The following is an 11912-nucleotide window of genomic DNA, read 5'->3' as shown; positions in this document are numbered from 1 at the left end:
AGCCGGGACGCCGCGGGACGCACGGCCCTCGCCGGTCAGGCGGTCAGGCGGCGAAGTCGCGGGGGAGCAGGGGGAGCCAGACGCGGAAGGTCGCGCCGCCGCCCTCGGTGTCGAAGACCTCGACCGAGCCGTGGTGCGCCGCGACGATCCCGGACACGATGGCGAGTCCGAGACCCGAGCCACCGGTGTCGCGTGCGCGCGAGGTGTCGGCACGCCAGAAGCGCTGGAAGATCTTCTCGCGCAGCTGCGGCGGGATCCCCTCACCGTGGTCGATCACGTCGAGGTGCGCCATGCCGCGCTCGTCGTCCACGCCGATGCCGATCTCGATCGGGTCGTCGTGCGCCGTGAACCGCATGGCGTTGCCCATCAGGTTCGTGACGATCTGGCGGATCTTGTTCTCCTCTGCCAGGACGATCGGCGGGCGCTTCGGCAGCACGACCGTGGGCAGCGGCGTGGTCTCGTCGGTCGGTGTGGCGCCGGCGTCGATGTTCATCGCGCGCGTGCGGCGGGCTCGGAGGCGCGCGATGGTCTGGCGCGAGAACGCGATCGGGCCCGTGGTGTTCGCCGAGGTCGGCGACACGGGCGGTGCCTCGCCGGTGTCCGGAGAGACGACGGACGACGGGGACGACGACGGACGGACGGCCTGCGGCACGCTCTCGCCGGTCAGGGAGTCCTCGACGAGGACCTGGATCTCGCGGTCGGGGTTGGAGGCCATGGTGTCGAGCGCCGAGTCGCGGGCGATGGCGACGAGGTCGACGGGGCCGAGCTCGAGCGGCTTGGACTCGTCGATGCGGGCGAGCTGCAGCAGGTCCTGCACGAGCAGGCCCATCCGCTGCGCTTCCTTCTCGATGCGCTCCATCGCCTGGGCGACGTCTTCTTCCTTGCGGAGGGCACCCATCCGGTACAGCTCGGCGTACCCGCGCAGGGACACCAGCGGGGTGCGGAGCTCGTGGGAGGCGTCCCCGACGAACCGGCGCATCTGGTCGATGGTGCGCTCACGGTCCTCGAACGCGGAGTCGATCCGCTCGAGCATCACGTTGAGGGAGCGGTTGAGCCGGCCGACCTCGGTGTTCGGGGTGTCGGCTTCGAGGCGCTGGTTGAAGTCACCCGCGGCGAACCGGGCCGCGGTGTCCTCGACGTCGCGCAGCGGGTCGAAGGTCGCGGTGACGAGCAGCCGGGTGAGCATGGCGCCGAGCAGGATGACCGAGGCGCCGAACCCGAGGAAGATCGCGGTGAACTTGCCGATCGTCTCGTCGGTGCCGGCACTGGAGACCGCGATGAGCACGTAGCCGGTCTCGGTGGTGCCGTCGGACTGGTTCTGCAGCGACGCCGGGATGATCTGGGCACGCCACTCGTGGTCGTGCTGGCTGTCGTAGAGCGAGATGCGCTGGTTCGACTGCGCGGCCTGCACCAGGGTGGCTTCGCGGACGTCGGGCCGACTCGACGCCTTCGTCTGGCAGATCCGGTCGCCGTCGGCGTCGTACGCGGCGACGTAGGCGCTCTGCGACACCACGACGGACAGCTTGCAGTACTGCTCGCCGTCACTGATGTTCTGGCCCTCGAGCTGCTCGGTCGTCTGCTTGACCGTGTTGTCGAGCTGCTGCATGAGGTAGGTGGACAGCACCGTCATCGTGCCGAGTCCGGCGACGAGCAGTCCGAGCGCGACGAGGAGCACCGTGATCCCGGTGATCTTGGTGCGCAGGGAGATCCCGTCCCACCAGTGGTTCATTCGCGTGTGCATGCTGCCTCAACGATAGACAGCGGCCGCCCGGTGAAACCGGACGGCCGCCGTGAAGTCGAGCCCCGAGGGGCCCTGGCCCCTAGGAAGCCTTGGACGCCTTCAGCATGTAGCCGAAGCCGCGCTTGGTCTGGATGATCGGCTCGGCGGAGTACTGGTCGAGCTTGCGGCGCAGGTACGAGATGTAGCTCTCGACGATGCCCGCGTCGCCGTTGAAGTCGTACTCCCACACGTGGTCGAGGATCTGCGCCTTCGACAGCACGCGGTTCGGGTTGAGCATGAGGTAGCGGAGCAGCTTGAACTCGGTGGGGGAGAGCTCGATCTGCGCGTCACCGATCGTGACCTCGTGCGTGTCCTGGTCCATCGTGAGCTCACCGGCGCGGATGATCGCGTCTTCCTCGTCGTTCATGGTGCGACGGAGGATGGCCTTGATGCGGGCGACGATCTCGTCGAGCGAGAACGGCTTGGTGACGTAGTCGTCACCACCGACGGTGAGGCCGGTGATCTTGTCCTCGGTGTCGTCCTTCGCCGTCAGGAACAGGATCGGCGAGGTGTAGCCCGAGGAACGCAGGCGCTTGGTCACACCGAAGCCGTTCATGTCGGGCAGCATCACGTCGAGGATGATGAGGTCCGGCTCTTCTTCCAGCACGGCGGAGATCGCCTGTGCTCCGTTGCCCACCGCACGCACGGCGAAGCCGGCGAAGCGCAACGAGGTCGTCAGGAGGTCACGGATGTTCGGCTCGTCGTCGACGATCAGGATCTTGGGGCCATCGCTCATGGTCTTATCTTCTGACTGTTCCCTCGGGGTTTCCTGAGAGCGGTTCGTACGTCAGCCCACGGGCGTCTGGACCTGGTCGGCGTCGAGGATCGTGTAGGAGTACCCCTGCTCCGCCAGGAACCGCTGCCGGTTCTGCGCGAAGTCCTGGTCGACGGTGTCGCGGGCCACGAGCGTGTAGAACGACGCGGGCAGGCCGTCCTTGTTCGGTCGGAGGAGTCGGCCGAGCCGCTGCGCCTCTTCCTGCCGGGACCCGAACGAGCCGGACACCTGGATCGCGACGGTCGCGTCGGGCAGGTCGATCGAGAAGTTCGCGACCTTGGACACGACGAGCACATCGACCTCGCCGGACCGGAACGCGTCGTACAGCCGCTCCCGTTCGTCGACCGGGGTCGCTCCGGTGATCTCCGCCGCGTCGAGCGACGCGGCCAGTTCGTCGAGCTGGTCGATGTACTGCCCGATCACCAGGATCTGCTCACCGCGGTGCTTCTCGATGAGTTCCCGCACCACCGGGGTCTTCGCCGGCGACGTCGCGGCGAGCCGGTAGCGCTCGTCGTCGCTCGACGCCGCGTACTCCAGGCGGTCCTGGTGCGGCAGGTCGATGCGGACCTCGTAGCAGGAGGCCGGCGAGATGTAGCCCTGCGCCTCGATCTCCTTCCACGGGGCGTCGTAGCGCTTCGGCCCGATGAGCGAGAAGACGTCGCCCTCGCGGCCGTCCTCGCGCACGAGCGTGGCGGTGAGGCCGAGGCGTCGGCGGGCCTGCAGGTCGGCGGTCAGCTTGAACACCGGAGCGGGGAGCAGGTGCACCTCGTCGTAGACGATGAGGCCCCAGTCCAGGGCATCGAGGAGCGACAGGTGCGTGTACTCGCCCTTCCGACGGGCGGTGAGGATCTGGTACGTCGCGATCGTGACCGGCCGGATCTCCTTGACGCTGCCCGAGTACTCGCCGATGTCCTCCGGCGTCAGGGTCGTGCGCTTCAGGAGCTCGGTGCGCCACTGCCGCGCCGAGACGGTGTTGGTGACCAGGATGAGCGTCGTCGCCTTGACGGTCGCCATCGCACCGGCGCCGACGAGCGTCTTGCCCGCACCGCAGGGCAGCACGACGACGCCGGAGCCCTGGGCGAAGAACGTGTCGACCGCCTGCTCCTGGTACGGCCGCATGTGCCACTCGGCGGTGTCCAGGTCGATCGGGTGCGGCTGGCCCGGGGTGTAGCCCGCCAGGTCCTCGGCCGGCCAGCCGAGCTTCACGAGTTCCTGCTTGATCTGCCCACGCGCCCACGGCTGCAGTTCGACCTCGGTCGAGGACCGCATGTCACCGAGCAGCGGCTTGATCCGCTTCGACCGGATGACCTCGGCGAGCACCGACGGGTCCTCGGCGGTGAGCAGCAGGAGCGGCAGCCGCTCGAGTTCCTCGGCGGGGGAGTTCGCGATCACGGGCGCGTCGGGGCGTTCCTCGCGACGGATCACGAGTCGTCCGTAGCGCGAGACCGTGTCGCGGATGTCGACCGTGACGCTCTGCGGCACAGGGAACTTCGCGAAGCGTTCCAGGGTGTCGATCATCGCCTCGGCGTCGTGGCCCGCGGCGCGCGCGTTCCAGAGTCCGAGTCGGGTGATCCGGTAGGTGTGCACGTGCTCGGGAGCGCGTTCGAGCTCGGCGAAGGCCGCGAGCTCGTGGCGTGCGTCCTCGGCGTCGGGGTGCGCGACCTCGAGGAGCACGGTGCGGTCGCTCTGCACGATCAGCGGTCCGTTCATGACCTGCCAGCCTAGCCGTCAGCGCCTGCGTACTGGTGACCGCACGGCTCAGGCGTCGCTCTCGACCGACACGACGAGCGACAGCGGCAGCGTGCGCTCGACGTCGACGGCGGTGTCCCGCCCGCGGACGCGTCCGGCGGCGACCGACGTCGGCACGATCGAGAACGGTCGCTCCGAGCCGTCCGGCATCCGGACGGTCACGCGGATCGGCGTGCGCCCGCGGACGGCCAGGTCGATCTGCCGGCCGAGCCACTCCTGCTCCGGCTCCGCGTCGCCGCGCCGGGTCGTCAGGCGGAGCCGTTCGACGAGTGCGTGCGCCGACTGCTCCGGCGAGCGTCCGGTGGGGCTGCGCCGGCCGGGAGGCCCGTGGTGCGCCTCGGGACGGGCTGCGGTCGTCAGGACGGCCGGGTAGCGCTGGTCCTCGAGTGCGTTGTGCACGACGTGCGGCGGGTAGCGCGTGGTCAGCGTCGTCAGGTCGGGCCGGTCCCAGGCGAGCTGCCGGAGTTCGGCGTCCACCCCGATCAGGTCGAGCTGGTCGGGGGTGCCTCGGACCTCGGTGCCGACACCGCCGGGTCCCCGGTCGACGACGATGCTGCCGTCGCGTCCGGCGACCTGGTCGATCAGGTAGGCCAGGGGCTGCGGGATGCCGGTGGCCGACAGTCGCCCGAGCAGCGCCAGCAGGTCGTCGCGGGAGTGTCCGGCCCGGAACGCCGTGCGCAGGGTGTCCTCGGAGATGCGGTACCGCGCCGCGAGCCCCGGTGCCTCGAGCACGGCGACCGTGCGCAGGGCGTCGTCGTCCACCGGCGCGAGGGGGCCCGGCGCGATGACGGTGAGGTCGTGCTGCAGGTAGACCCGTTCGACGGTGCCCGGCAGGTCGTCGGCGGCCTGCTCGGCGTCGCCGTCGAACAGCGCCCGGCCCGTGCTCGTGACGAGACCGTCGACGGCCAGGCCGAGCGACGCCGCGGTGCCGGCGACGTCGAGCAGCAGGGCGTCGAGCCAGCGGGATCCGGCCGGGTAGGCCCAGCGTCCGAGCGGTACGAGGTCGCGCAGGTCGCCGTCGGCCCGCGCGAGCACTTCGTGCACGGCCGGCGGGAGGGTGTCCGACCACGCGGCCACCAGCGACACCCAGCGCTCCGGCCAGCTGGCGAGCAACCAGGCGTGCCCGGCGTCGGTGACGATCCAGCGTCCGGTGTCGGGGTCGGCGAACCCGATGCCGTCGAGCAGCGCCAGGCGACCGGCGACGAGTTCGGCGTCGGTGCCGATGCGCTCCGCGAGGGTCCGGGCGAGCGGCATGCCGATCCCGCCCTTGACGAGTTCGCGGACCGCGCCGGCGTCGACCGCCCGCAGCAGCTCCGCGAGCACGGTCATCGTCGCGAACGCCTGTTCCGCGCCCGTGGTGCGCGCACGCTCGAGCGCCGCGGCGTCGAGGACGGGAGCAGCGAGGCGGACCTGCTCCGGGCCTCCAGGCTGTTCGTCGAGTGAGGTGAGGTCGGGGTGGGCGGCCACGCGTGCGGCGACCGCATCGTCGACGGCGCCGTCCTGGTCGGCCAGGCCGAGCTCGACCGCGGGGCCGAGCGCGTCGACGGCACCGCCGTCGCGGAGCGCCAGGATCGTGGCGCGCGGCAGGTGCTCGACGGCGGCGTCCACAGCGTCGTCGCCGCGGAGCGCCTCGGCGAGGTCGAAGAAGTCGGTGATGCGCTGCGGGCCGGTCTCGGCGAGTGCAGCGGTGGGGAGTCGCCTCGCCGCGACGAGGCGCTGGAGCGCGTCGTCCGGCATCGCCCGGAGTCGGGCGGCGAGGTCGGCGGTGGTCGTCATCGTCCGGTGCCAGCGTCCGGGGCGGACGTCAGCGAGCCGTCCGGTTCGCTCGTGCGCGACGTGTCCAGGTGATGGCGAGGAGCGTGAAGACCAGCACCATGCCGATCGGGAAGCCGATGAGCGGGATCGCCATGATCACCGGCCACGGCATCGACGCCTGCGCACTGGATGCGGTCAGCCACATGACGATGATGGCCGCCATGCAGAGGAAGGCAGCGATGAAGATGCCACCGATCATGAACGCCAGAGCGCGTTCGGTACGATTGAACGTCAGCGGGGGTTCTGCGGAATCCTGCGGGTTCCCGGTTGATCGGGTCGGATTGGCCATCGACCCAGGATATCCGACGCACCACGGCCGTACCACGACCTCGAGGAGTCCACGCATGCCCACCGGCAAGGTCAAGTTCTACGACGACGACAAGGGCTTCGGCTTCATCACCGGAGACGACGGCGACCAGGTGTTCCTGCACGCGTCCTCGTTGCCCGACGGCGTCGTGACCGTCAAGGCCGGCACGCGGCTCGAGTACGGCGTCGTCCAGGGCAAGAAGGGGTCGCAGGCGTTGTCCGTGCGGCTGCTCGAACCCCAGCCGTCGCTGTCGCGGATGACCCGTCGCTCCGCGGACGACATGGCCGTGATCGTCGAGGACCTGGTGAAGGAACTCGACCGGATCAGCGGAGACCTCCGCCACGGCCGCTACCCGAAGAACGGCGATCGCATCGCCGCCATCCTGCGGCACGTCGCAGACCAGTTGGAGGCGTGACCCCATGACCGAGTCCGAGACAGCAGGGGCCGAGACGGCTCCCGACGCAGCGTCGACCGACGCCGTGTCCATCGACGCAGCGTCCATCGACGCAGCGTCCATCGACTACACCGACCTGGCGCGCGAGGCGTTGCTCGAGGTCACCCCCGAGTCGACCGTCGGCGCACCCGTCGGCACCGTGGACGAAGGGGACGGCGTCGTGTCCGTCCTGTTCGCCAACCGCCTGCCCGGGTACCCCGGGTGGCGCTGGACCGTCAGTGTCGCGAAGATCGGCGACGACGAACCCACCGTGCTCGAGGTCGAGCTGATGCCCGGGGACGGCGCGCTCGTCGCACCCGAGTGGGTTCCGTGGTCCGAGCGGCTGGCCGAGTACCGGGCCGCGCAGGAGCACGAGGCAGAGGACGGCGAGTCGGACGAGGACGACGAGTCGGACGATGACGATGACGATGACGATGACGACGACGAGTTCGACGACGACGAAGACGAGTCGGACGACGACGAAGACGACGACTACGACGACTCGGACGACGAGGACGACGAGGACGACGAAGACGAGTCGGATGACGACGATGACGAGTTCGATGCCGACGAGGACGACCTCGACGAGTCGGACGACGACGACATCGAGGGCGTGGACGTCGATGCGCTCGCCGATGTGAGTGACACCGACGCCTCCGACGCCTCCGACGCCTCCGACGGCGCCGACGGCGCCGACGGTGCCGACGAGGATGAGGCTCCGCAGTCGCCGCGCCGCCGCCGTGCCCGCCGCGTGCAGCCGGTCGAGCCCGACGCCGACCTCGAGGTGGACCAGCTCGACGCGGGCGAGGCCGACCCGGACTTCCACCGCGCCTGACGCACCCGCACCGACGAACGAACGGGCCCGGCACCACCGATCTGGTGGTGCCGGGCCCGTTCGGCGTTCCGGCGGGTGTCCCCGGCGTCAGCGCAGGGCGTCGACCGTGAAGTCGATCGCACGCACGAGCTTCGCGACGTCGTCCGGGTCGATCGCGGTGAACGTCGCGACGCGCAGCTGGTTGCGGCCGAGCTTCCGGTACGGCTCGGTGTCGACGATGCCGTTGGCGCGCAGGGTCGCAGCCACGGCCTTGGCGTCGATCGAGTCGTCGAGGTCGATCGTGGCGACGACCTGCGACCGAGCAGCGGCGTCGGTGACGAACGGGGTGGCGTACTCGCTCGCCTCGGCCCAGTCGTAGATCGTCGACGACGAGGTCTTCGTGCGGAGGTCCGCCCACGCCAGACCGCCGGACTCGTTCATCCACCGGACCTGCTCGTCGAGGAGCAGCAGCGTGGAGATCGCCGGGGTGTTCAGGGTCTGGTTCAGGCGCGAGTTGTCGACCGCGTTCTTCAGCGACAGGAACTCGGGGATGTACCGGTCCGATGCGGCGATGCGCTCGATCCGCTCGATCGCCGCGGGGGAGAGCAGTGCGAGCCAGAGCCCGCCGTCAGAGGCGAAGTTCTTCTGCGGCGCGAAGTAGTAGACGTCGGTGGCGCTGACGTCGAACAGGGCACCACCTGCGGCGCTGGTCGCGTCCACGACGGTCAGGGCACCGGCGTCACCGGTCGCTCGGACGACCGGGGCCATGACGCCCGTCGAGGTCTCGTTGTGCGGGTAGGCGTAGACGTCGACGCCGTCCACCGGCTCGAGTGCGGCGAGGGAGCCGCCCGGCGCTTCGACGACGTGCGGAGCCTGGAGCCACGGGGCTGCGGCGGCCTTGGCGAACTTCGACCCGAACTCGCCGAAGGACAGGTTCTCGGCCCGACGCTCGATGAGGCCGAAGGCGGCGGCGTCCCAGAACGCTGTCGAGCCGCCGTTGCCGAGGACGACCTCGTAGCCCTCGGGGATCTGGAACAGGTCGGCGAGGCCGGAGCGGACGCTGCCGACCAGGTCCTTCACGGGCTTCTGGCGGTGCGAGGTGCCGAGGACCGTGGCGCCGCGCGTCACGAGTGCCTCGAGCTGTGCACCGCGGATCTTCGACGGACCGCAGCCGAAGCGACCGTCGGTGGGGAGGAGTTCGGCCGGGATGACGATGTCTGCCATGCACCGATCCTACCGACGCCGATCCGCATGCCCCCGCCCGTGTACCGGCCGGACGGGTTGGGTCCGGCGCACCCGCTCACCGCGTCCGATGACCCTTTCTCACGTGTGCCCGGGCGCCGGTCGGTGTTCGTCGGTGCGAACAAGTAGTGTGGTCGGCGCTGGGCCCAGACATGAGAGGCGGACCGTGACCGATCTCGTCGACACCACGGAGATGTACCTTCGCACCATCCTCGACTTGGAGGAAGAGGCGATCGTGCCGCTGCGCGCGCGCATCTCCGAGCGCCTCGGCCACTCGGGTCCGACCGTCTCCCAGACCATCGCCCGCATGGAGCGCGACGGCCTGGTCGTCGTCTCCGGTGACCGGCACCTGGAGCTCACCGACGAGGGCCGTTCCCGCGCCACCCACGTGATGCGCAAGCACCGTCTCGCCGAGCGCCTGCTGGCTGACGTCATCGGACTCGACTGGGCTTTCGTGCACGACGAGGCATGCCGGTGGGAACACGTCATGAGCGAGCAGGTCGAGGTCCGTCTGCTCGAGATGCTCGGCAACCCGACCGAGTCGCCGTACGGCAACCCGATCCCCGGGCTGGCCGAGATCGGTGGCCCCGCGGCCGCCGGGTTCCTCGACGGCGTCCAGAACATCGTCGCCGCGACCGAGGGCACCGACGCCGTCGCGACCGGCGTCATCCGACGACTGGGCGAGCCCGTGCAGTTCGAGCCGGAACTCCTGCACCAGCTCCGGACAGCGGGTGTCATGCCCGGCCGGGTCGGCAGTGTGCAGCGTGCGGGGGCCTACGTGGCGGTCCGTGTCGAGGGCGAAGACTCGGGCATCGAGCTCCCCATCGAGGTTGCCCAGCACGTCTACATCGAGCGCGACTGACCCCTCCGGGGTCGTCCCTGAGAGTCTTTACCGATTCGTTACCTCGGGGCGTTTTGTCTCGACACGGTAACGACGCCTCCGTACACTCGTCCGAGTCGCCGTGCTGCCCCTGAGCCGGAGACCCGTGGCAGGACGTCTCGAACCCGTCTCCTGCCTCGATCGGAAACGATGACGAACGGATGGGGTTGCACACCGCCGGACACCCACGGCGGCGTGATGACGAGACGTTGGAGACACACCTCTTGACGCAGACCGGTACCGCCACGGACGACCAGACGCCCGCGAACCCGACGAACACCGAGAACGCCACCACCGCCCCGCTCACCCGGCGGGCCGTGCGCGAAACCGAGGGCCGAGCCGTCCGCAAGGTCGTGCCGGTGCGCTCCGCTCCGCTGCCCGGCGGTCGTCGTGCCGCGCAGGCCGCCGCCGCCGCGAGCACCGCGAAGGCCAGCTCGGTGTCGCGGAAGCGCAAGTTCCTCGCGCCCGTCGTCCTCACCGTCGCCGCCGGCATGTTCGGGACGGTCGCGGTCGCTCCGGCCTTCGCCGCGACGTCCGCCAGCAACTCGACCGTCGCCGCGGACGCCCAGCGTCAGGTCCGCGCCACGCAGAGCCAGGAGCTGTCGGTGTCCGACGCCGTGGCGCTGGCGGACACGAGCCGTGACGGCTACGGCGCCACCTCCACCGCGACGCTCAACGCCGAGAAGGCTGCCGCGCAGGCAGCCGCCGACCAGGCCGCTGCAGCGAAGCAGGCCGCAGCTCAGGCGAAGGAGACGCAGGCCGCCCGCGCCGCGACCGCGAAGCAGTACGCCTCGTACACCGGGCCGTCCGCGGCGGAGTACGCAGCCAGCTCGTCGGCGGCGAACACCCCGTTCTCGCTGCCGGCCGTGGTCAACACCGCCAAGCAGTACATCGGCACCCCGTACGTCGTCGGCGGCGCTGACCCCTCGGGCTTCGACTGCTCCGGCTTCATCATGTTCGTCTACGCCCAGTACGGCATCAACCTGGCGCACTCGGTGCCGCTGCAGGACCAGGCCGGCACCACGATCCCCGAGTCCGAGGCGCAGCCCGGCGACGTCGTCATCTTCAACAACGAGGCGCACGACGGCTTCTACATGGGCAACGGCATGATCATGGACGCCCCGAAGCCCGGTGGCGCGGTGTCCATCCGCCCGATCTGGACGAGCGACTACCACATCGTCCGCTTCGGCATCTAGCGAACACTGCCCCCGGGGGAGTGTGAACTTCTCCAGAACCGGCCCGCACACCCTCGTGCCGGGCCGGTTTCTGGTTAACCTGACGCTGCACCGGTCCGCACCGGCGCGAACAGGAGACCCTCATGTCGACGTTCCGCACGACCCGCACCATGGGTCGGCGCGCGCGTGTCGACATATGGTCGAGCACAGCCTGCGTGCACGAGCACGCCCCTGCATGACGAGAGCACTGCCCATCCGGGTGGTGCTCTTCGTGGTTCCAGGGGTGTGAACAGGCCGTGTTCACCCGTTCCGCGTCGTCGGTCCGACGCACCCGCAGCGCCTGGAAGCCGTCCAGGCACGTCGGAAGGGAACCCATGCGCACTCTCGTCCTCAACGCCGGTTACGAGCCCCTCGCGGTGATCTCGTTCCGACGAGCCCTCGTGCTGGTCATGAACCAGAAGGCCGCCGTCGTCGCGGCCGACGTCGAACACCCGGTCACCGGGTCGACGTCGAGCTACGAACGTCCGACGGTCATCATCCTCACCCGCTACGTCCGCATCCCGCACTCCCGGCTCGTGCCCGTGTCCCGTCGCGGCGTCCTGCGTCGCGACGGCAACCACTGTGCCTACTGCGGCCGGCACGCCACCACCATCGACCACGTGCACCCGCGGTCGCGCGGTGGGCAGGATTCGTGGGAGAACCTGGTCGCCTGCTGCCTGACCTGCAACAACACCAAGGGCGACCGCACCCCGCAGGAGATGGGGTGGCGCCTCCGGTTCCCGCCGAAGGTGCCGCACGGGTCCTCGTGGGTCGTGCGTGGCATCGAGCGCCCGCAGGCGGAGTGGGACGAGTACCTCGTGGCCGCGTAGCGGCCGTCGGTAGGAGGCACCACGAGACGGACTGGAGGCCCGTGGCGACGCCGCCACGGGCCTCCAGTCCGCC

General features: G+C 70.1%; 11 protein-coding genes. 5 read left to right on the top strand and 6 right to left on the bottom strand.

The features are described from left to right. Positions 1-43: 43 nt before the first annotated feature. The 5 genes from MXD64_RS15730 to MXD64_RS15710 all read right to left on the bottom strand — a co-directional run bounded on the left by MXD64_RS15730 (position 44) and on the right by MXD64_RS15710 (position 6408). Positions 44-1741, bottom strand: a complete 1698-nt coding sequence (locus tag MXD64_RS15730; protein ID WP_031260211.1) for a sensor histidine kinase — start codon at positions 1739-1741, stop codon at positions 44-46. Positions 1742-1820: 79 nt separating this feature from the next. After that, complete coding sequence (locus tag MXD64_RS15725; protein WP_017888045.1) at positions 1821-2516, bottom strand: response regulator transcription factor; 696 nt, start codon at positions 2514-2516, stop codon at positions 1821-1823. Between the two features lie 51 nt (positions 2517-2567). After that, positions 2568-4265: a DNA repair helicase XPB gene (locus MXD64_RS15720; protein WP_017888044.1), complete on the bottom strand. Its 1698-nt coding sequence runs from the start codon at positions 4263-4265 to the stop codon at positions 2568-2570. Between the two features lie 48 nt (positions 4266-4313). Further along, a complete protein-coding gene (locus MXD64_RS15715) occupies positions 4314-6080 on the bottom strand; it encodes a helicase-associated domain-containing protein (RefSeq protein ID WP_194590047.1) in 1767 nt (588 codons plus the stop codon). 28 nt (positions 6081-6108) lie between these two features. Continuing rightward, entirely contained in the window at positions 6109-6408 is a 300-nt protein-coding gene (locus tag MXD64_RS15710) for a hypothetical protein (RefSeq protein ID WP_139179609.1), read from the bottom strand. Between the two features lie 55 nt (positions 6409-6463). Between MXD64_RS15710 and MXD64_RS15705 the strand changes: the two genes are divergently transcribed. Then, positions 6464-6841 carry a cold-shock protein gene (locus MXD64_RS15705; protein ID WP_017888041.1) on the top strand — a complete coding sequence of 126 codons (378 nt, stop codon included), beginning with the start codon at positions 6464-6466 and terminating at the stop codon, positions 6839-6841. 4 nt (positions 6842-6845) lie between these two features. After that, the gene (locus MXD64_RS15700; RefSeq protein WP_263136773.1) at positions 6846-7694 is read left to right on the top strand and encodes a DUF3027 domain-containing protein; all 849 of its coding nucleotides are present in this window, start codon (positions 6846-6848) and stop codon (positions 7692-7694) included. An 87-nt stretch (positions 7695-7781) separates the two neighbouring features. Here the strand turns inward: MXD64_RS15700 and serC are convergent, their stop codons facing one another. Then, entirely contained in the window at positions 7782-8897 is a 1116-nt protein-coding gene (gene serC / locus MXD64_RS15695; RefSeq protein WP_056071769.1) for a phosphoserine transaminase, read from the bottom strand. Between the two features lie 184 nt (positions 8898-9081). Here serC and MXD64_RS15690 point away from each other — a divergent pair, with 184 nt between their 5' ends. From MXD64_RS15690 to MXD64_RS15680, 3 genes are all read left to right on the top strand, one after another. Further along, entirely contained in the window at positions 9082-9777 is a 696-nt protein-coding gene (locus MXD64_RS15690) for a metal-dependent transcriptional regulator (protein ID WP_017888038.1), read from the top strand. A gap of 242 nt (positions 9778-10019) precedes the next feature. Next, a complete protein-coding gene (locus MXD64_RS15685) occupies positions 10020-10991 on the top strand; it encodes a C40 family peptidase (RefSeq protein ID WP_263136772.1) in 972 nt (323 codons plus the stop codon). 353 nt (positions 10992-11344) lie between these two features. Next, a complete protein-coding gene (locus MXD64_RS15680) occupies positions 11345-11839 on the top strand; it encodes an HNH endonuclease (protein WP_017888036.1) in 495 nt (164 codons plus the stop codon). Positions 11840-11912: the final 73 nt, after the last annotated feature.

Origin of the sequence: Curtobacterium sp. Arg-1 (genome assembly GCF_025643395.1) — a bacterium.
GTDB classification, from domain to species: Bacteria; Actinomycetota; Actinomycetes; order Actinomycetales; family Microbacteriaceae; genus Curtobacterium; species Curtobacterium poinsettiae.
Note: the sequence above shows the minus strand (reverse complement) of the source record. Positions and strands in the feature narration are given on the sequence as shown.